Raw genomic sequence first — 21,247 nt, forward strand, 5'->3', positions numbered from 1 at the left:
ACTTAAGCCTGGTGGCCGCCGATCAACTTATTGCGCTCCAGACCAGTCGCCCCTACCACCAAACTATTGGCGTAAAAAAGCGAACTAGGGCCATAGTGGTCATGGATTTTTTGCATGGTGTCATAGAGACGTTCTTTCTGTAAGGTACGTTCAGGGTCTTCAAAGAGACTGAGCTGGATACCTACCTTCTCTTGAAACTTGCTGGCGCTGAGAGCGATTTGACGGATAGGTTGCCGATCTTCATAATACAAACGAAAGAGTTCCACCCAGGCGGCATTGAGGTCTTCAGGACGGTCGGTGGGATCAATGGGGACTTGATGGCGGAAGCCACGGTCAACTACCTCATGGGAATAGCCCACTGACAGCGAGACTTGACCGGCGAGTAAATGGTGCTGACGTAAGCGGGCCGCGATATCGTTACCCATCTCGCGAATAATAATGGCCACTTGGCCCGGATCAGTATAATCGCGCTGGAGAATTTGACTCTTACCAAAAGACCGCGAGGAAGGTACATATTTGTCACGGATAATACTGTGGTCAATCCCGTTAGCATGTTCAAAGAGTTCCACACCAATAATTCCTAGTCGCTTTTGTAGGAGGTAGACATCCGCATGGGCCAAGTCGTCCACGCTGTAGATCCCTAATTGGTTGAGCCGGCGTTCTAAACCCTTGGCAATGCCCCAAAAATCCCTCAGTGGGGCAATCTTCCAAACCGTTTCGGGGATCGAGTCATAGGACCAGTAATCAATGTAGGGAGGGGTCTTCTTGGCCGAGTTATCCAGGCATAATTTGGCTAAGAGCAGATTATCTCCAATCCCCACCGTGGCGGTAATTCCAAAAGCCTGGTAGACGTCGGCTTGAATCTGACGGGCGATAGCTTCATTACTGCCAAATAACTTGTGACTATAAGAAACATCCAAAAAACTTTCGTCAATACTATAGATATGGAGGTCTTCTGGAGCAACATAGTTCAAGAAAATCTCGTTAATATCCAGGTTAATCTCAATATATTGGCTCATATTTGGGGGGACAATTTGAATATTGTGGTGGCGGGGAAATTCGAAGAGACGGGACCCGGTTTTCAAGCCATACTTGGCCTTGACGGTTGGGGTAGCAGCAAGAACCAGCCCACCATTGGCTTCTCCCCGTGACATGACCACCAATTCTGCTGTCAAGGGGTCCAGTTGCCGGGCCACACATTCCACACTAGCGAAAAAAGACTTCATGTCGATGCATAGGATGTCGTGTTTGGGTTCTTTACTATAATCAAAATCATAATTGTAGCGTTTCATGACCATTACCTCGATTTGACTCAGTGATTCACTTGAGGACTTTTCTTTATTTTACGAACATATGTTCTATTTGTCAAGATAATCTTCGAGGCGCCTTTCAAGGCTTATGAAAAGTACTTACTTTTTGTGAGCAGATAATTTGTTATTTGAAGCCTTAGCTTTTAAACTAGTTAGTGTAGATAGAAATTAAAAAATAAAAAAATGAAAGAGGAGATATTATAATGACTAAGTATGGTGTTGTTTTAGGTTCAATCCGTAAAAACTCATTTTCAGAAGCTATTGCTAAAGGGATCGTAAAAGGTTTACCTGAGGATGCAGAAGTCACCTTCATCGAAACCGCTGACCTTCCCCTCTATAGCCAAGACTATGACGAAGCGCCAGAACAACCGAAAGAATATACGCGTTTCCGTGAAGAAGTGAAAGCTCAAGATGCTATCATCTTCGTGACTCCAGAACACAACCGTAGTGTTCCAGCAAGCTTGAAGAACGCCATTGACTTAGGTTCTCGTCCATACGGTTCCAGTGTTTGGGAAGGTAAACCAGCACTTGTTGCTTCTCAATCACCAGCAGGAATTGGTGGGGCCATTGCTAACCACACCCTCCGCCAATCCTTAGTCTTCTTAGATATGCCAGTGATGCAACAACCTGAACTCTACATTGGTAACTCCGCAAACTTCATCGGTGAAAACGGTGAAATCACAGCCGAAGATACCCAAGAATTCTTAGCTAACGCTGGTAAAGCTTTCGCTGAATTTGCCGCAAAATTCGTTTAAGCCTAAGATTTTAACCAGATAAAATACCGACATCGGGCCGTGACTCCACAAGAGACACGGCCCTTTTTAATGGCTCACTTTGTATAAAATAGTCAAGCGATTCGCTATTTAATGACTTGAAGAACTTCGTTTTTTTCATTTTTAAATAAAGTCTGCTGTGTTATCCTAGACTTAAGAAAAATTATTAGTCACTTAAACTCAGGAAAGGAGTTTATTATGGATAAATTAGCGCTTCCTAACCGGGCGATCCGTCAAGCAGAAAAAGAAATTACCCCAAAAAGTCTCAAGTTCTTACTGGCTGACTTTGCTATTATTGTGATTCTTAGTTCTGCCATTGCATCAATTACTGACTTTACCTTTGCCCGTTTTCAGTTCTCCGAGAATTCCATTGATTTGGTCAACACCTTGATTTCTACCCTGGTCTTCGCCCTGCTGAGCTATGGCATGACCTGGGGCTTGGTCGACGCCGCAAAAAATCATACGCCCTATCAAGCTTTGAGTGTGTTCCGACCCTTTAAGAAGCATTTCTGGCATAATGCTTGGACCAGCCTCTTAGCGCAAATCGTCAACATTATTGTGATTTGGCTAATCTCTTTTCTAACAGCCTTTGCCCTCCTCGTTTTTGCCGCTCTAGTCTTTGGCTCTGACGATGCCTGGCTCATAGTTGTCCTGGTTGGCGGGGGACTTTTGATTGGCTTAATTGCTTATTGGGTCAATATTAGTTTAGCCATGACCCCTATCCTGTTGAAAGAAGAACCTGAGATGGGTGCTTTCCAAGTCATCACGACCAGCTGGGGCTTAATGAGAGGCAACCGCTGGAGATATTTCTGCTTGATGCTTAGCTATAAGTGGATCGCCTACCTGCTCATTTTCATCTCCCTCCTTGTGAGTTTTGGGGTGATTGTCTCTGTCGACACTAGCTATGGTTCAGGACTCAATATCTTAGGCCTGGTCCTCTTCTTTGCTGTCGCCCTCTTCATCGTGTTCGTTTCCGTTTACTACGGTCTGCGCTCCAAAGTAGCCGCTGCAGTCTTCTACCAAGCCCGGCTCGAACAAGAACGCGGTATTATCGAAGGCCAATTTAACTAAGATTAAAAACTTTAAAATAAATGATTAAGAGTGACTCACTAATCAGTGGGTCATTTTTTGTGCGTGCGATTGCTTAAATAAGACCGACAAAAGTCTTTCTATGCTAGAATGAGAGTAAATGACTGGCCCAAATTATCCAGGAAGGAGATTACTATGGCAGCCATCAACGAAGAACAAAACCACTTACTTTTATCCACTTGTTTACTGGCCGGGAAGATTATGATGGAATCGGGTTCCGAATCCTACCGGGTCGAAGATACTATGCAACGGATCGCCCAAAACAGCCACCGTTTCGATACCGCCTCCTATGTCACCAACACGGCCGTCTTTATGAGCTTAAACAAGCACTCAGACATGCAAATGGTCTTAGTCAAAAAGACCTCCACCGACTTAGCCAAAATTGATGATACCAACCAACTTTCCCGCTCTTACGCTGAAGGAAAACTTAACCTGGAAGAACTCTATCAGGCGCTCCAGGCCGTTGATAAGCAAGAAAAAACCTTCCCCTTTAGTGTACAATTATTAGCTGCGGGAGCTGCCAGTGCTGCCTTTATGCTAATGATTGACTCAACCAACTACTGGGATATTGGTTTTGCCTTTGCCATTGCGATCATCGGTTTTGCTATTTCCGAATACTGCAAGGTAGAATTTGAAATTACCTTCCTCAGTGACTTTTTTGCAACTACCGTCATCGGCTTTTTAGCCCTATCCCTAAACCGCCTAGGACTGGTCAATAACCTGGACTCCTTGATCACGGGCTGTATCATGCCTCTCCTCCCAGGACTGGCCATTACCGGTGCCCTTCGTGACCTCTTTGCCCGCCAGTTAATTTCGGGCATGGTTCAAGCGGTTAACGCCATCCTAATTGCCATCGTACTCGGTGTCGGTATTGCCCTCACCCTGCAATGGTTAGGTTAGAAAGGAGTTCAGCCATGTTTACCATTATTGAACAGTTTGCCTTGTCCTTTTTTGGGACGGTCGCCTTTTCCACCATTATTAACGTCCCTAAGCGAGCCTTGATTTATTGTGGCTTAACAGGAGCCAGTGGTTGGATGACCTACTACTTTTTTATGTCCTGGTTTGGGGACTTAATCGTCGCTAACTTCATGGCCGCTATCGTTATCGGGATTATCTATATTTACCTCTCGCGCAAGCTGCGCTTACCGGTGATTATTTTAAATACCCCCGCGATTCTACCCTTGGTTCCTGGTAATGCGGCCTACCTCTTTATCCGTTATGCCGTGCAAGGCAATTATCAGTTAAGTGTCTCCTACCTGATGGACGTTTTCAAGGTTTCCGGAGCCATTGTTTTTGGTTTTATGTTTGTTAACCTAGCTGAACAACAAATCCGTCGCCAACGCCAAGAACGGGTCCGCCGGCGTTTAAAGAAGAAAGCGGCCAAAGAAAAGGCCGAAAAAATGAAAATGGCTAAGTCTTAGTTCTTCGCTTAAATCGCTAGTCATCAAAAAAATCAGTGCCACTGTGAGCACTGATTTTTTTACTTCATGGAATTATTTTATGGCTGCTTGCTTAAAGTCTTCCACTTTTTGAAGAAAGTACTGGTGGATCCGGTAATCCTGGGTCAGTTCGGGGTGGAAGGCTAGACCAATTTGATTTTCATATTCAACGCCCACCACCTTACCATCCACTTGGGTCAGAACTTGAACATCTTGATCATAGTCAGCAACATAAGGTGCCCGGATAAAGACTGCCGGGTAGTCACTAAGGGGACCAACTTGCGTTTGGGTAGCAAAACTGCCTAGTTGACGGCCATAGGCATTCCGCTCCACGGTCACGGGTAAGGTCCTTAGGTAACGATTAGTGTCGTTGGCTATGTGGTCGGCTAGAAGAATTAATCCAGCACAGGTAGCTAGGGTTGGTAGCCCATCTTGAATCAATTGGCGCACGGGTTCTAATAGACCTAACTTTTCCAGCAATTGCCCCTGGACTGTACTTTCCCCTCCCGGTAGGACAAGGCCATCAATATCATCCAGATCCAGGTCTTTGAGTTGACGAATTTCTTTTACTTGGGCTCCCAGCTGGCGGAGGATATTCTCATGCTCAATGAAAGCCCCTTGGAGGGCGAGTACAGCGATGGTCATCTTACTGGCCTCGCTCTTCCATAATGATTTGAATTTCACTTGGATTGATCCCCACCATGGCTTCTCCCAAGTCTTCAGATAAGTGGGCAATTAATTGGGCATCTTGGTAGTTGGTCACAGCTTGAACGATGGCGGAAGCCCGCTTAGCTGGGTCTCCTGACTTGAAGATTCCTGAACCAACAAAGACCCCTTCAGCCCCTAATTGCATCATTAAGGCGGCATCAGCTGGGGTGGCTACCCCACCGGCAGAAAAGTTAACTACAGGTAATTTACCATGGTCGTGGACATATTGGACTAAATGATAAGGGACTTTAAGTTGTTTAGCTGCTTCATAGAGCTCATCTTCTGCTAATGAAGCGACTTGGCGGATTTGGGCATTGATCTTTCGAAGGTGACGGACAGCTTGAACCACGTCACCTGTTCCTGGTTCTCCCTTAGTTCGAATCATGGAGGCTCCTTCTTCAATCCGACGTAGGGCTTCTCCTAGGTCACGAGCCCCACAAACAAAAGGCACCTTGAAGGCGGTCTTATCAATATGATAAACGTCATCAGCAGGGGAAAGAACTTCTGATTCATCAATATAGTCAATCTCAATGGCTTCTAGAATTTGCGCTTCAACAAAGTGACCAATCCGTACCTTAGCCATAACCGGAATCGATACCGCCTCTTGGATACCCTTAATCATTTTCGGATCACTCATCCGGGAAACCCCACCGGCTGCTCGGATGTCAGCTGGAATCCGTTCCAGAGCCATAACTGCTGCAGCTCCAGCAGCTTCGGCAATTCGCGCTTGTTCTGGTGTGGTAACATCCATAATTACCCCACCCTTTAGCATCTGGGCCAGGGCTTGGTTTAATTCATATTGTGTCTTTGTCATATAATGACCTCCTTGATTTGTTGCTTTGCGCTTGTTAAGCTATATCATAAATTAAAAGTGGTCATAGACAAATAGTCAAAGTCACAATAAAAAAGAAGCCAGTAAGGAGAAGAAAAGATGTTAACCTACCATCTAAAAAAAGGCCCAATCCCCCTTTATCAACAATTATACCAAGCTATTAAAAGCGATATCATGGCCGGTAAACTAGTCAATGAAGAAAAACTACCTTCTAAACGCAGCTTAGCCAGAAATTTAGGCGTTAGTACCATAACGGTTGAAAATGCATATGACCAGTTGATTGTTGAAGGCCTCGTTTATAGCCAAGAGAAACGGGGCTATTATGTCAATGAGTGTCACGGCCTTCCCAGTCTAAAAGCGCAAGAAAAAATCGACCACCATATCCGCCTTCCCCAAGAAGAACACTTTATTTTCAACTTTTCCGAAAATCAAAGTCAGTCCGATAGCTTTCCCTTTTCGATTATGAACCGGATGATGCATGACACCATCGTCAATTACCATGCCGACCTGCTCAAACCGCCCCTGGGTGGTGGAGTGGCCGCCTTAAGAGAAGCGATTGCTAGTCACTTGGCTTCCTTTCGCGGGATGGCTGTCGATCCCAAGCAGATTATTGTCGGAGCAGGGACGGAATACCTCTACGGCTTACTGATTCAACTCCTAGGGCGGGACAAGGTCTATTGCATTGAAAATCCGGGCTACCCCAAACTACGGCAAATTTACACCAAGCAAGGCGTTGATTGTCGCTTGGCCGGGATCGATGACCAGGGATTAATGGTGAAAGAACTCGATAAAAAGCAAGCCCAAATCGCCCACCTTAATCCCACCCATCACTTTCCTACTGGCATCACCATGTCGGTCAGTCGCCGCTACCAATTGCTGGCCTGGGCCAATGAAGCCAATGACCGTTACCTTATTGAGGATGATTATGATAGTGAATTTCGCTTCCATGGTAAGCCCCTCCCCACCCTGCAAAGTATTGATGCCAGTGCCAAAGTGATTTATCTCAACACCTTTTCCAAGTCCCTGGCTCCGACCATTCGCATTTCCTATATGGTTCTCCCAGCCCAACTGGCCAACCAATTCTATCGAGACCTCTCCTTTTACTCCTGCACCGTGTCAACCTTTGAGCAGTACAGTCTAGCCCAGTTTATCCAAGAAGGCTATTTTGAAAAGCACATTAATCGCATGCGCCGCCACTATAGTAAGAAAAGAGAAAAAGTCACCCAGTTGATTAAAGACCACTTTTCCACTGATCAATGCCAAATTATCGAAGGTGAAACCGGGCTCCACCTGGTCTTAAAATTACAGACTTCCCTGTCCGATCTAGAAGTAAAAGAACGTTTACTTCAGCAGGGAATCGGGATTAAGAGTGTTTCCGACTATGATATGGAGCCAGTGGCGGAAAGTCGCCAGCTCTTTCTCTTGAATGATGCCGCCGTTGACCTCAGTAAACTCCAGAAAGCACTCGCCATCGTCAAGACAGAATTGTTTTCCTAGCTTATGTCTAGCTAATCAATGCCGGACTGGCTAGTTTTTTTAAGGGGAATGATATATAATGAATTAACTTTTTGGGAGGTTAATTATTATGAAGCATTTAGGTAGCCAAAAACTAGAAAGTGAGCGCCTCATCTTACGACCCTTTGAATTGACTGATGTCGACCAGGCCTACCAGCACTGGACCAGTGACCCGGAAGTCACCAAGTACCTAACCTGGCCCAGCCACCAGTCTCCTGCTGTCACCAAGGAAGTGATTTCCCAATGGGTGGCTAACTATAGTCGCCCAGACTTCTACCAATGGGCCATTGTTCTAAAGGCAAGTAATGAAGTGATCGGTAGTATTTCCGCCGTTGATGTCAAAGAAAAAATTTCTGCCGTCCATATTGGCTATGCTATTGGCCGAAAATGGTGGGGCTTGGGGATAACTACCGAAGCCTTTGAGCGTATTATTCCTTTCTTCTTTGATGAAGTTGGAGTCAACCGGATTGAATCCATGCACGATCCTAAAAACCCAGCCTCTGGCAAGGTCATGGAACATTGCGGCTTAGTTTATGAAGGGACCCTCCGCCAAGCCGACCGAAACAACCAAGGTCTCTGTGATGCCGCCTACTACGGCCTCCTAAGAGAAGATTATTATCGTTAAGACAAAAAGCAGCGAAGAACGGGTGACCCAAACAGTTGGACTAAGCATTCAACTTTTGGGAATCACTACAACAATTCGCTGCTTTTTTCTATTTCTTAGCCTTATTTCGATAGGCTAAGTTGTTAACTTTTTACCAATTTTCCTTGTCCCAAGACAAGCCATCTAATTGTCCGCTAGCTTGCTGGTAACGTAAATCCAAGGCTTCAATGGCCGCTTGGCAGGCCTTTAGATAGGCGCGTTGGCCGTAGTCTTGACTTTCCTTTTCGGCCTTCTCGAGAACTTCTTTGGCCCAGGGGCCTAATGGATCATGTTCAATCATAATAACCTCCTAGTGTCGTGTCGTTTTTGGCAAGGTGGCTTCCAGCATTTCTAATTCATCCAGTCGCCCCTCCCAGGCATCGATCAATAAGTCAATTTTGCTTATAAGTTCAGGAGAAAAATCTTCCTGCCGACTTCTTAAATGATCGATTAACCAACGGCTCCTTTGGTTAAAACTGCCCCGTTTAGGATTCAAGAGATAGTATTGAAAGGCAACATATTTCTTGGCTTGGGCCTCTTCACTGAGATAGTGGTATTGACTGAGAATAAAGGCAGGAAGAAATTCCCACTTTAAGGTCTGACACAGGGTTTGATAAGGGCTAAAGAGGGTCGATAAGCTGACATTGTTCTTCCCGCCAGCCTGGTAATAAGACAAGGGGCTCCCTACCGTCACTATCAAACCCAGTGATTTTCCTGCAAGATGCTTACCATTCTGGTCTAGGAAATCATCACTTAACAGGTCCTGTAACCATTGCACCATATGGCCGGGGGCTTGGTACCAATAGAGGGGGAACTGTAAATAAATTCGCTCACTCTCTAAAAGGGTTTCTTGGGATTCCTGGATAAAGTCATCATTATAATTGGTTGGGACAGGGATAAATTTAATTTCTTTGGGGCAAGCTGCCCTTAGAAATTGGTGACTACTAGAATTTTCCAATTCAGGATGTCCACAAAAAATACTTACTGTCACTCTACCCATCTCCTTTTCCTGGTTCGCTTCCTATTGTAACAAATCACTCACAGCTTAGCAGTCTAGCGGGCTCAGAAAGAGCCGTTTTAATGAACCCTGTTAAATTTAGTCATAAAAAAAGCCAAGTCAGTTTTATCCTAACTTGGCTTTTCCTGTAATAATTTTTTATTAATCTTCCCTAGCATTGACTTGGTCGAGGGCTTTTTGAGCGGTTTCTTGGGCTTCAGCTAGGGCTTCTTCTGCTGGGATATTTTGCAGTTCTACCTTATCTCGAGCGTCAGAAAGGGCTTGATAAATTTTACCACCGGTAGGATCCGTAAAGCTATATGAAGCATGGGTCGATTGGTCCATGGGCGTCTTATAGGCCGGATTTTCAGCTAGGAATTCACTAAAGCCTGGGACCTGATTCATAGTTTCATCAATACGGACTGGTACATAACCCACCGCCTTGGTCCAGTCAGCTTGGACTTGGGGACTGGTAAAGTATTTAATCCATTCAAAAGCCGCTCTTGCCTCCTGGTCAGAGGCTTGGTCAGGGATAGCTAAGTATAAGCCTTCCGACATAGGGCGGGGTTCATGGCCATTGTAGCCTGGTTGTTCTGCTGAACCAATAATATCAAAATCAAGGTCCGCCTTATCACCAGATGAACCCGTATAGCTGATCGACTTACCGGTCATAACATTGTCAATAGTCCGGTACCAATATTCCCAACCTTGTCCCCCAGATTCAATGGGACTGGTGCCGTCATGGATATTTTTCCGGATGAAGTTCCAGGAATCAACCCAAGGCGCTTGGTCAATCAGAACCTGGGTGCCATCATCAGAAATAATTTGCCCACCAGAACTATAGGCGATGTCAATCAAATTATCGGTCCCCCACATTAACTGATGACCATTTTCAACATAGCCATCTTCTTGTAGCTGTTTAGAATAAGCCATCACGTTTTCCCAGGAATCATACATATCATCAGGGTCAACACCCGCTTCGTCTAAGATATCCTTACGGTAATACATGACCTGGGTGGTCCCAAAGGCCGGGAAACCGTAGACTTTACCGTCAGAAATGGCTAAGTCCATAAAAACTGGCAGAAAGTCATTGGGATCCATGGTAGCATCCATGAAATCGTTGAGAGGTTTAAGAATTTGCGAGTCCGATTGTTCGACAATGTCATCCGATAAGACCACTGCCGGAGCGATGTCAGCTGCAATGGCCGCTTGGAGTTTCTGATAGGTTTCATCATAATTAGCCTGAGCCACACCGATCACGCGAACTTGGTCTTGGCTATTATTGAAGTCCTCAATAATTTCCTCCATGGTTTGTCCGGCAATGGAACCCAGACCATACCAAAATTCTATTTCCACCCGGTCACCGCTTGCTTGGTCACTATGCTTGCGGTCATATTCAGCTAGGGCTTCCTGGGCTTGCTGGGAGCACCCTCCCAGGAACAGCAAGGCAGTAAACAGGGTCAGTAAAATTCTTACAAATTTCTTCATCTTGATCATCCTTTCGTTCCCGAGCCAGAAATCCCTTGTACAAACCATTTTTGTAGGAGGATAAAGAGAATCAATAAGGGAACCACAACCAGGGTATTAGCTGCCATCAGCCGTGGAAGGTTATCGATAAAGTTCCCTTGAGTGGTAAAGAGCTGGTTCAAACCATTGGAGACCAGCATCTTGGCCTCACTAGAGATGATCAGGGATGGCCACATGTAGTTATTATAATGGGTCACAAAGTTGATCAAGGCGGTGGTTAAAATCGCTGAACGTGAATAAGGAACGATAATCCGCCATAAGATTTGCCAAGAATTGGCCCCCTCCACTTGGCCGGCTTCGACTAATTCAATCGGCACGGAACGGAAGGTCTGCACCAGATAAAAAATTGAGAAGACACTAGCAATATTGGATACAATCAAACCGGTTAAGGTATCTAAAAGTCCCATTTGTGCTAGGATCACAAAAGATGGCACATAGGTAGTGGCCACCGGTAACATATAGGTTAATAAGATGGAGGTATAGAGAAATTTTTTCCCTTTAAAGTGGAAGAAGACTAAACCATAAGCCATCAAAGCACTCAGAACTAACTGCACAATAACAATGACTAAAGCCGTAAAGATACTGTTAAAGATATAGAGGTCAAATGGCCCTAATTCAAAAACACCCGCAAAATTCTTAAAGGAAAGAAAATCAGGAGCTAAGGACGCAGGATCAGATAAGATGGTTGCCGCATCTTTAAAGGCATTTGATGCCATCCATAATAAGGGATAAACCATTAAAAAGCTGAGGAATAAGAGTAAGATCGAACGGATAATTCCCTTACTATCCCATTTTTTATTTCTCATGCCACACCCTCCTTACGGTAGTGCCCTTGTAAGCTAAAGATCGCAAAGGCTAAGAAACCAGTAATGACTAGCATAATCACTGACAAGGCCGTTGCCTTACCCATGTTAAACTCTTCAAAGGCGAGTTGATAGAACATGTATAACAAGGTTCGTGTCGCCCCAGCAGGCCCACCTTGGGTTAAGACGTTAATTTGGTCATAAGCTTGGATAGAAGAAATTAAGGTAATCACCGATAAGAAGAGCGTCGTGGGTAGGGTCATGGGGAAGTAAATCGTCCGGATCCTTTGCCAGTAACTGGCCCCAGCAATATCACAGACTTCATCATAGGCTGGCGAAATACTGGACATGGCAGTGGAATAAAATAACATGGCCCAGCCCGCATTCTTCCAAACGGTCACGACGATCACAGCCACCATGGCAAAGGTGGAGGAAGACAACCAGTCCGGTCCCGAAACCCCAATATGGGCTAAAAGATTATTGATGAGTCCTTCCGGTTGATACATCCAAGACCAAACAATGGAAACCGCAACCATAGGCGTCACCCAAGGGGCAAAGAGACAGGCCTGGATGAAATTATGCATGAATTTTTGCCGAATTAATAAGAGAGCTAATAAAAAGCCGATCACTAAGGTCGGTATCACTGTCCCTAGTGAAAATACCACCGTATTCCACAAGGATGAAACAAATTCTTCAGAAGTGATCAGGTCGGTGTAGTTTTCTAACCCGACAACGTCATAAGTTGGTGAGATGTAGTCCCAATTGGTAAAAGAAATGAAAAGGGAAATGAACATTGGCAGGAACCAGAAAATTAATAAAGGCAGGAGTGGGACTAAAATATAAATAAGCCACTGCTTTTTATTCATGTCTTTAATCATTTTCAGTCACCAGTCTTTCCCCACTTTCCTTGTCGAAGTAGTAGAGATCCTTACTATCTAGATTAAAGGCAATTTCCTGACCGGCTTCATAGCGCTTATCAGTCGATTCTTTAATGATGACTTGTGAGATCTCTAACTTGACATGGAGGTCATAGTCAGCCCCCAGGAGTTCCACCATCTGGATAGTCCCAGTAAAGTGAGCTTGGTCAACATTATCCGTCACTTTGGCTTTTTCTGGCCTAAAGCCAACCACAATGTCCTGGCCTTCAGCGAAATCGCCAGGTAAGTGGTCGACTAAGACTCGGTCGGTTTTGGATAAAATCTTGCCCTCTTTGACGTGGGCTTGGATGGTATTCATCGGTGGTGTTCCCAAGAAGGTTGCCACAAAAAGATTCTTAGGGTTGTTATAAACCTCCCAGGGAACTCCAATTTGCTGGATTTCTCCTTGGTTCATCACGACAATCCGGTCAGCCATGGTCATGGCTTCGGCTTGGTCATGGGTCACGTAAACTGTGGTGGCATGGAGGTGCTTTTGTAAATTAACAATCTCACTCCGCATCTGCACCCGGAGCTTAGCATCCAAGTTACTCAAAGGTTCATCCATCAATAAAATACCAGCTGACTTAACGATGGCTCTGGCAAGGGCAACCCGTTGCATCTGACCGCCTGATAAGGCCGCTGGTTTTTTATCTAAATAGTCGCTTAAGCCCACCAATTCAGCAGCCTCTTTGACCGCTTGTTCGCGTGTGCTCTTGTCGACCTTTCTAATTTTTAAGCCAAAGCCAATATTATCGGCAACCGATAAGTGTGGGAAGAGTGCATAATTTTGAAAGACCATGGCAATATTGCGGTCTTTGGCATCTTTATTATTCACCACTTCACCATCAATTAATAAGTCACCTTGGCTAATTTCTTCCAAGCCGGCAATCATCCGCAAGGTGGTTGATTTACCACAGCCAGATGGGCCGACAAAGACAATAAATTCTCCGTCACCAACATCTAAATTAAAGTTTTTGACGGAGTAATTTTTATTGCCAGGATAACGTTTACTCACATTTTTCAATTCAATTGTTGACATTAATATCCCCCTATCTGAAAGAAACAGGGACTAATCAGTAAGGAATAGGCAATGCCCAAGCTACTGATTAATCTCTCAATTACAATCGAACAAACGTACGTCAATCCTACTCTAACATATATTTTTTAAATTTTCATTAAATACACTCCTCTATTAAAGGAATGCCCTAATTTACCCTTGATTGACGAGCAAATTATAGGAGTGGGGATATCGCAATTTGCATGCAGCAGTGATCGATAAAACCGTTGACAAGCAAGCCAAAAATCAGTAAACTAGACTCCTAATAATTTTTTCATCGCTTTCATAATCCATTACTTATGAAAGCATGGCTACAAAGCACAAAATCCCTGTTTTGTGACTAGCTTGTAGATACAATTGACCACGTGAAAAGGCCCAGTTTCTAAACTGAGCCTTTTTTCTGGTGCGCCTGGCATGGGCGACAACTCGGTGGTGAAAGTCCACTACAGGCCTTTGCAGTAGGAACTGTTAGCCAATGACAAGGGTGTCCACCGTGAGGTGGAATCTGAAGGAAGTTGGAGGCAAATACTTGCACTGACGTACAGAAACTTCATAAAGAAAGGCTGTCAAAAGATGGATGAGCTTGCCAGACAAAGTGAAGTCCAATACTGCACGAATCTGAGACAGTAGATGAAGCAGTGACATGAGTAGAAAGTTGTCGTTCTTACCCAGGGAGATCTCACAGACGGCGCAGGAGTCCCCTTATAAGAAGCCGGTCGAAAAAGGTTTACTGTGAGAAGTCAGCCGAAGTCATAGTAGTTTCCAGAGGAAACGAAGGACTGAACAATATCCATGTTTATTTAGATGGGAGGTAGCTCAATTATGGGAAAAGCAGAAAAGTTGCGGAAGCAACGCAGCCTACAGAGGAATAAGGTGGAACCTGAAAAGTATGTAGATGTGCTTAGTGGTAGAGCTATTGAATATATGAAAAGACATGATGGGTCTCTAATGAGTCTCGTTGTCAGAGAAGAAAACCTCATGCGAGCAGCTCAATTAGTTCGTAAGAACAAAGGAGCAGCTGGTATTGATGGTGTTTCCGCAGAAGCTGCGGAAGCTGAAGTAAGAAAGTATCTTAGACCCTTACAACAGAAATTGATGAATGCAACATATAAACCTCAACCGGTCAAGCGGGTAGAAATTCCCAAAGCCAATGGAGGAGTTCGTCGATTAGGTATTCCTGTGGTCAGGGATCGCATTGTTCAACAAGCCATTCGACAAGTGATTGAACCAATCATAGATCCTCAACTATCACCTTATAGTCATGGCTTTCGTAAAGGCAAGAGTGCACATAGTGCACTGAAACAATGTGTCGACTATTACGAAACAGGCTATAAAGTTGTGGTTGATTGCGATCTAAAGAATTGTTTCGATAATTTTAATCAAGATAAAATGATTCATTACTTGGAACAAATGGTAAAAGATCCAGCGATATCACGTATTCTTAGACGTTTTATGAGTGCAGGTGTTATTGATATGTCTGGTCAATTTATTGACAGTCATACGGGTACCCCTCAAGGGGGTGTTATTTCACCGCTTCTATGTAATGTTTATTTAAATGAATTGGATAGAGAATTAGAACGTCGTGGACATCGTTTTGTACGTTACGCAGATGACTTTGCGATTTTCGTCAAATCTAAGCGAGCAGGAGAACGTGTGCTAAAAAGTATTACTACTTACATTGAAAAAGATCTTCGATTAACCGTTAACCATGAGAAAAGTCAAGTGGGTTCGCCAACCCGTTTAAAATTCTTGGGTTGCCTTATCAAGCCTACCCGAAAGGGTTGTCGTTTTCGTCCGACGAATGAAGCGAAGAAGAAATTCAAAGCAAAGTTAAAACGTCTGACAAGTCGAAAGCGACCAGGTACCTTTAAAACCATTGTAAAAGAGATCAACCAAGTCACACAAGGTTGGATCAACTATTTTGGAGTAGGCTATATTAAAACCTATATTGAAGAGATAGAACAATGGTTAAACCATCGCCTAAGGCAACTCATTTTGAAGCGATGGAAAAACTGTCGAACGAAGATTATACGCCTCATGCGGTTGGGATTGGATAGTGAAAGCGCGAAGCGTATTGCTTTCTCACGCAAGAAGTATTGGCGTCTATCCAAGACACCGGAGGTGCACTACGCTCTGACAACAAAAAGACTCCGTCAGTGGGGATTAAAATCATTAACCCTCCTGGCGGAGTCTGCCTATTTAAGATATTGAACCGCCGTATACGGAACCGTACGTACGGTGGTGTGAGAGGTCCTCTGTCCGACTAACGGACAGAGTCCTACTCGATCTAACTTTTATCACACTCTATTTAAACCTGCTCCAGTCACAGGACGAACGTCCGCTTCAAAAACTGGTTACGCTCAGCCGCACTGAGCTTATTCCAGTTTTCTCCAGCGATTTCGCCCTTTGATGTGACTGTCGCACTCTATTTCAAAAATTCTTTTTCAGGGAAGAGATAGTGGAGCAAGGATTCAGTCACACGGACGCCTTGGCCTTGGGCAGGATAGACGTGCATCATCATCATGGGGTTGAAGTTGGCTTCAATAAAGCCATAATTGGCCCCAGTTTCACTCACTTGGGCAGCTTGTTTAATGTCTTGGACCATTAAATCAATTCCTGTAATGTTAACGCCTAAGGCTTGAGCCATCTGACTGGCGATGTCTAGATAAGACGGATGAACTTGGTCAGTGACATCGATGGAGTCGCCTCCGGTGGAAATATTGGAGTTTTCTCTTAAGTAAGCCTTTTGACCTTCTCCTAAGACACTGTCAAAGGTCAAGCCTTGTTGTTTAAGGTTCAAGGCTTCAATATCGCCCAGCTGAATCTTTTCCAATGGGGTGCGGTGGTCTAAGCCTCGCTTAGGGTCTTTATTCTTCTCAGCGACTAATTGAGCGATTGTCGCTTCCCCATCGCCGATTACATTAGCAGGCACCCGGAGTAAAACAGCGAAGGTCTTGCCATCGAGGACAAAGAAGCGGTACTCTACCCCTGGCACATAGTCTTCTAAGAGCACACTATCGTCAGCATCAAAGGCGATCCGACCGGCCTCTAGGAGCTCTTCACGGCTAGGCCCTTGCTTAAAGATGGAAATGCCGATCCCCATATTAGTCGATTTGGGTTTAACTACTAAGGGGCGGTCAAGATAGAGACCAGCTGCCGCCTCGATTTCGCTTAAACTGTGATAGGTCCGTGATTTAGGGGCTTGAAAGCCAGCTTCTTGGATAATTTGTTTGGTGACCTCTTTATTAGCTAAGAGATAGTGAGAAATATAGGTGTCCTTACTGGTGATATTTCCATTTTTAACATATTCAATGTGGTTCCCAACTGAGAGACGTAGTAAATTGTCCGACCGGTCTAAAATTTCCACTTGGATCCCTGAACGAATCGCATCAGCTATAAAAATCTGGGTGGAGAGCTCCATATCGGTAAAGCCACCTAGTTGATAAGGAGCCTTCAGAGCATTTTTACGGTTCTTTTCAGCAATCGCTAAGCCAGACGCTAACCAGTCTTCCACAGTCGGATAAGCTTTAACAATTTGAGCCGCTGGGGTTTCTTCTGGAGCTTCCAGGCGGTGGAGAATCTCTTCAATCAAGTCTACTTTGTCTTGGCTTACTGCTAAGTTTGCTAGCATTTCACGCATACCATTTGCGATTTCCTTACCTTCGTCATAGTAAGCGGTTCGGCTGAAAGGATCTTCATTAGCCACTTGGGTCTTCATCTTAACCCCCTCTTCAATTTCAGGGTCATCCGCCATTTCATCGATCCAGAGCAAGTAGAGTAAGAAGTATTTAATAAAGACCAGCTCTTTTAATTGAATGCCATAAGGGGCGTCGCCTTGGATATCGGTATTACGCACTTCCAAGTACTTAATCCCGGTATGGAGGAGGTCTCTGACCTTTGCACCACCCCGCAAACGCACATTAGAATAAAATTCCTTCTCAGCAATGAGATGGCCGGTTTTGACATTATTTTCTAGGGTGGTGATGTAAGTTTCTAAATCGTGGTAGGAAACATGGACATCCTCATGGTTAACATAGCCGTGCTCAGAATTTCGGATACTACGCACTGGATGGCCAACTGGTTCTACTCCCGGTTCAAAGAAAGAGTCGTGGGCATAGGGACTAGCGCCCAAAAAGTAAACAATGACCCATTGATGGCGTAAAAAATTACGGGCCAATTTTAAGTAGAGGGCGTTTTGAGTATCAAATAGATTCTCATAGTCACTATATCCAGACTGGTAGAAGCCCTTGATAAAATCAGGATCGAGACCAAAGTTATAGTGGAGACCAGAAATCATTTGCAATTTCTTCCCATAGGCTCCGACTAAGTATTCCCGGTAATCCACAGCTGCAGGATCATCCAGTTGAGCCACCTTAATCTGGTCATCACTAGGTAATTGCGGTGGCATGCTGTAAGGCCAGATCGCTTCTTCCTTGTCTAGATGCCTGAGGGTGACATCATAAATCGCGTGCATCCACTCGAGCACGCCCTCTTCACGGCCAATCACAGGGGGTGAGACCAATTCTGTTTGTGATTCAGCAAAGTCGCGCTGAATATACTGGTTTTCACTCGACCCATCCACTCTTTGAGGGTGGGGCGTTTGGGCAATATGTCCTTCTGGCGTTACCCGGTGGCCTTCTTTTTCAATACCAATGGAGGTATTTTCAAATAAGGCAGCGGTCTTTTCGTTTTTGATATAGGCTTGTAATTGATTCATAAGTTGTTTTCTCCCTAATAGTACTTGAAGTACTTAGACTATTTCCTTAACTTTACCACGATTAGATAATGGGAAAAAGTGTTTAGCTTACTTTTTGTTATTAAGTTTTCCTTACTAATTTGATATCAAGCTTGAACCTCACCATGACCTGGCTAGTATTTACTAGCACTACAGCCTTGGTTGCATTATTATCTATAAGTAAAGAATAATGATTATATTTATCATTAACTAAGAAAGGAATCCTCTAAATTGGTTAATATTAAAGCCATCATTGAATCAAGTCCAGAACTCATTCACCTACTTAAAATTATTCAATCCTTTCAACTACCGGATTGTTGGCTCTGTGCGGGAAGCCTGCGTAATTATATTTGGGACTACTTAAGCCACGGTGACCTCAGAAAAAGTCTCTATTTTTCAGATATCGATGTGATCTTCTATGACGAAAAAATCTCCTATCAGCAGACACTGAATATCGAAAAAAGCATCAAAGAAAATTACCCCCACTACAATTGGGAAGTCAGAAATCAATACTATATGCATAAGCACAGTCCTCATAGTAAAAGATATCGCTCATCTAAAGACGCTGTCCGCAAATTTCCGGAAAAGTGTACGGCTATTGCTGCCCGCTTGAATGAAGACGATCAAGTCGAATGTTATGCCCCCTATGGTTACGAAGATATTATCCACTTTAAAGTGGCTCCTACTCCTCACTTTTTAGAGGATAGCGAGCGGCTAAAAGTTTATCAAGAACGCATTAAAAAGAAAAATTGGCAAAAGACCTGGCCACAACTTTCTTTTGAAAGTATCAAGCAGATTGAAGAACCATAAAAAACAGCGAGCGACTGAACTCCCTAGTCCAGTAGACAGGAAAATTCAATCACACGCTGTTTTATTATGTATACGAAAGCACTAAGTAATTATTTCCTTAACATGATTATTCAGTCGAGTCCAATGCCATTCTTGTAAAACTTTACAGCGTTTCCTTCCATTGGTATTGGCGGATGTCTACCCCTTCAGCTTGGAGATAATCCGTTAAAGGTTTGAGCTCTTCAGCGTAGTAGCGTTCTTTAAACTTAGCGATGGCTTCTTCTTTATGAAGTTTAGGATCCAGTTCTAAGTGTTCCACTGGGATTGGACGATCCAGACTGATCTTACAGTCAATCACAACCACTTTCCCGTCTTTTTCATCAGCGACCGCTTGGGTGAAGACGTCCTTCAACTGGCTAATTTCAGTCACGGTGTAGGACACAGCACCTTGAGCTTTACCAATCATCGCGAAGTCAACATCTGCGATATCAATCCCATAGAAGTTATCATTGGTATCTTCTTGCTCGTCACGGATAAAGCCAAAACGTTCATTGGTGAAGACCACGTTAATCATAGGAAGCTTGTATTTGACTGCGGTAACGATATCTTGCATAGCCATGGAGAAGCCCCCGTCGCCGGCTAAGTTCCATACTTGACGGTCTGGCATTTCCAGTTTTGCAGCAATGGCGCCTGGGAGGCCATTGCCCATGGTAGCAAAGATATTAGAGGTCCGCCAAGTATTCTTCGGTGTCATATGCAGGTGGCGGATTGAGGTTTGGGTAGTATTGCCCACATCAATCGAATAAACCGCATCTTCATCAGCCACTTGGTTAATAGCATGGTAGACTTGGAAGAGTTGCAAATCTCCGCTCTCTCTTTGCTCTAGACTTTGGAGATAGTCTTTCCAGTTTTTGGCATTGTCGATATTGGCCTTGTACCAGCCACTATCGGTTTTCTCTTCAATTTTTTCTGTGATTTGGCGGATAGCTTCTCCCGCATCCCCTAAGATGCTAACATCAGCATCATGACGCTTACCAAGTTTTTGTTGGTCGATATCGATTTGGATGAAATGTTTGACATGGTCAAAGGTTCCTTCAACTTCAGCAAAAGGAAAGTTAGACCCGGCAAAAAGAATGGTGTCCGCTTCTTCTAAGGCTTCATTGGCAGGCTTCCAAGCCACCCGGTAGGCAGAACCTAAGAGGGCATCAAATTCATAGTCGAAGTTATCAAAGTTAATCCCGGTCACTACTACTGGGGCTTTGATTTTCTTAGAAAGTTCGATCACTTCTTGACCACTACCTTGGGTCCCAATACCAGCATAGATAATTGGCCGTTCACTGGCCTCTAAGACTTTAACCGCTTCATCGATATCTTTTTCACCGGGTGTCATTAAAGGATAGTCGCGGTAACTCTTAGCAGAAGAATACCAGGAATCCTCTTCCAGTGGTTCCCATCCAAAGCTAACCGGAACTTCAACTGCAGCCACGCCTTTTCTGGCAATGGCAGTACGGATCGCTTCGTCTAAGACCTTAGGCAGTTGTTCAGCATAGGCCACCCGACGGTTATAGACAGCTACATCAGCAAAATAAGGGTTTTGGTTGAACTCTTGGAACATGTCATAGTTAGATTGCACTTCTGGGCGTTGGCCAATAATTGCTAAGACCGGCACATTATCCTCCTTAGCGTCATAGAGACCATTGTAGAGGTGGGTTGCTCCTGGTCCCGCTGACCCGATACAAGCAGCAATCTTCCCTGTGAATTTAGCACTCATGGAAGCAGCCAAGGCCCCAGTTTCTTCGTGACGGACCTGGATAAAGTTAATCTTGCCCTGTTCCTTTTCAAAAGCATCCATTAAAGAGTTGAGCGAACCAGCTGGCAGGCCGTAAACATTCTTAATGCCCCAGTCTTCCAATACGCGTAGTCCTGCTACCCATGCATCGATAGTCGCCATTCTATTGTCCCTTTCCTTTCTTTTCATTTGAATAAATTATCTTTTCACAATCACTTTAACAAAAGCAAGGCAAAATTATGAATAATATGCTCAATTTTTCCTTTTAAGGCTTAAAATATGGGTTATAATTTATAGCACATTAATTAAAAAGGAGCGATAGCT

Annotated in this window: 19 protein-coding genes; 8 read left to right on the forward strand and 11 right to left on the reverse strand. The window is 44.3% G+C overall.

Features of this window, described 5'->3' with window-relative positions; translation table 11 throughout:
• Positions 1-2: 2 nt before the first annotated feature.
• Complete coding sequence (locus tag DBT50_RS06375) at positions 3-1,292, reverse strand: Y-family DNA polymerase (protein ID WP_111852327.1); 1,290 nt, start codon at positions 1,290-1,292, stop codon at positions 3-5.
• A gap of 221 nt (positions 1,293-1,513) precedes the next feature.
• Between DBT50_RS06375 and DBT50_RS06380 the strand changes: the two genes are divergently transcribed.
• The 4 genes from DBT50_RS06380 (at position 1,514) to DBT50_RS06395 (ending at position 4,593) form a co-directional block, all read left to right on the forward strand.
• Positions 1,514-2,065, forward strand: a complete 552-nt coding sequence (locus tag DBT50_RS06380) for an NADPH-dependent FMN reductase (RefSeq protein ID WP_064292120.1) — start codon at positions 1,514-1,516, stop codon at positions 2,063-2,065.
• 216 nt (positions 2,066-2,281) lie between these two features.
• Complete coding sequence (locus DBT50_RS06385) at positions 2,282-3,154, forward strand: DUF975 family protein (protein ID WP_111821901.1); 873 nt, start codon at positions 2,282-2,284, stop codon at positions 3,152-3,154.
• A gap of 153 nt (positions 3,155-3,307) precedes the next feature.
• A complete protein-coding gene (locus tag DBT50_RS06390) occupies positions 3,308-4,072 on the forward strand; it encodes a threonine/serine exporter family protein (RefSeq protein ID WP_181566059.1) in 765 nt (254 codons plus the stop codon).
• Positions 4,073-4,086: 14 nt separating this feature from the next.
• On the forward strand, positions 4,087-4,593 hold the full coding sequence (locus tag DBT50_RS06395; RefSeq protein ID WP_181566058.1) for a threonine/serine exporter family protein: 507 nt from the start codon (positions 4,087-4,089) through the stop codon (positions 4,591-4,593).
• Between the two features lie 72 nt (positions 4,594-4,665).
• On the opposite strand, the gene pdxT is transcribed toward DBT50_RS06395, so the two are convergent.
• Together pdxT and pdxS are read right to left on the reverse strand one after the other, a co-directional pair.
• A complete protein-coding gene (gene pdxT, locus DBT50_RS06400; RefSeq protein WP_111852325.1) occupies positions 4,666-5,256 on the reverse strand; it encodes a pyridoxal 5'-phosphate synthase glutaminase subunit PdxT in 591 nt (196 codons plus the stop codon).
• A 1-nt stretch (position 5,257) separates the two neighbouring features.
• Positions 5,258-6,133: a pyridoxal 5'-phosphate synthase lyase subunit PdxS gene (pdxS, locus tag DBT50_RS06405; protein ID WP_111852324.1), complete on the reverse strand. Its 876-nt coding sequence runs from the start codon at positions 6,131-6,133 to the stop codon at positions 5,258-5,260.
• Positions 6,134-6,250: 117 nt separating this feature from the next.
• On the opposite strand from pdxS, the gene pdxR reads away from it, so the two are divergent.
• Both pdxR and DBT50_RS06415 read left to right on the forward strand, forming a co-directional pair.
• On the forward strand, positions 6,251-7,648 hold the full coding sequence (pdxR, locus tag DBT50_RS06410) for a MocR-like pyridoxine biosynthesis transcription factor PdxR (protein WP_111852323.1): 1,398 nt from the start codon (positions 6,251-6,253) through the stop codon (positions 7,646-7,648).
• Between the two features lie 88 nt (positions 7,649-7,736).
• On the forward strand, positions 7,737-8,291 hold the full coding sequence (locus DBT50_RS06415; RefSeq protein ID WP_111852322.1) for a GNAT family N-acetyltransferase: 555 nt from the start codon (positions 7,737-7,739) through the stop codon (positions 8,289-8,291).
• Positions 8,292-8,421: 130 nt separating this feature from the next.
• On the opposite strand, the gene DBT50_RS06420 is transcribed toward DBT50_RS06415, so the two are convergent.
• The 6 genes from DBT50_RS06420 to DBT50_RS06445 all read right to left on the reverse strand — a co-directional run bounded on the left by DBT50_RS06420 (position 8,422) and on the right by DBT50_RS06445 (position 13,592).
• Complete coding sequence (locus DBT50_RS06420) at positions 8,422-8,610, reverse strand: hypothetical protein (RefSeq protein WP_111852321.1); 189 nt, start codon at positions 8,608-8,610, stop codon at positions 8,422-8,424.
• 9 nt (positions 8,611-8,619) lie between these two features.
• On the reverse strand, positions 8,620-9,300 hold the full coding sequence (locus DBT50_RS06425; RefSeq protein WP_181566057.1) for an NAD(P)H-dependent oxidoreductase: 681 nt from the start codon (positions 9,298-9,300) through the stop codon (positions 8,620-8,622).
• Between the two features lie 168 nt (positions 9,301-9,468).
• Entirely contained in the window at positions 9,469-10,794 is a 1,326-nt protein-coding gene (locus DBT50_RS06430) for an extracellular solute-binding protein (protein ID WP_224786507.1), read from the reverse strand.
• Between the two features lie 5 nt (positions 10,795-10,799).
• On the reverse strand, positions 10,800-11,639 hold the full coding sequence (locus DBT50_RS06435; protein ID WP_111853077.1) for a carbohydrate ABC transporter permease: 840 nt from the start codon (positions 11,637-11,639) through the stop codon (positions 10,800-10,802).
• A complete protein-coding gene (locus DBT50_RS06440; RefSeq protein WP_111852317.1) occupies positions 11,636-12,514 on the reverse strand; it encodes a carbohydrate ABC transporter permease in 879 nt (292 codons plus the stop codon). The genes DBT50_RS06435 and DBT50_RS06440 overlap by 4 nt, the downstream gene beginning before the upstream one ends.
• Positions 12,507-13,592: an ABC transporter ATP-binding protein gene (locus tag DBT50_RS06445; protein WP_111852316.1), complete on the reverse strand. Its 1,086-nt coding sequence runs from the start codon at positions 13,590-13,592 to the stop codon at positions 12,507-12,509. Before DBT50_RS06445 ends, DBT50_RS06440 begins: the two co-directional genes overlap by 8 nt.
• A gap of 840 nt (positions 13,593-14,432) precedes the next feature.
• On the opposite strand from DBT50_RS06445, the gene ltrA reads away from it, so the two are divergent.
• Positions 14,433-15,821: a group II intron reverse transcriptase/maturase gene (gene ltrA / locus DBT50_RS06450; protein WP_224785078.1), complete on the forward strand. Its 1,389-nt coding sequence runs from the start codon at positions 14,433-14,435 to the stop codon at positions 15,819-15,821.
• A gap of 214 nt (positions 15,822-16,035) precedes the next feature.
• On the opposite strand, the gene gshAB is transcribed toward ltrA, so the two are convergent.
• Positions 16,036-18,327: a bifunctional glutamate--cysteine ligase GshA/glutathione synthetase GshB gene (gene gshAB / locus DBT50_RS06455; protein ID WP_111852543.1), complete on the reverse strand. Its 2,292-nt coding sequence runs from the start codon at positions 18,325-18,327 to the stop codon at positions 16,036-16,038.
• A gap of 249 nt (positions 18,328-18,576) precedes the next feature.
• Here gshAB and DBT50_RS06460 point away from each other — a divergent pair, with 249 nt between their 5' ends.
• Positions 18,577-19,155, forward strand: a complete 579-nt coding sequence (locus tag DBT50_RS06460) for a nucleotidyltransferase family protein (protein ID WP_111852542.1) — start codon at positions 18,577-18,579, stop codon at positions 19,153-19,155.
• A 142-nt stretch (positions 19,156-19,297) separates the two neighbouring features.
• On the opposite strand, the gene spxB is transcribed toward DBT50_RS06460, so the two are convergent.
• The gene (spxB, locus tag DBT50_RS06465) at positions 19,298-21,085 is read right to left on the reverse strand and encodes a pyruvate oxidase (RefSeq protein WP_111852541.1); all 1,788 of its coding nucleotides are present in this window, start codon (positions 21,083-21,085) and stop codon (positions 19,298-19,300) included.
• Positions 21,086-21,247 lie beyond the last annotated feature (162 nt).

The organism is Aerococcus tenax, assembly GCF_003286645.3.
In the GTDB taxonomy this organism is placed as follows: Bacteria; Bacillota; Bacilli; order Lactobacillales; family Aerococcaceae; genus Aerococcus; species Aerococcus tenax.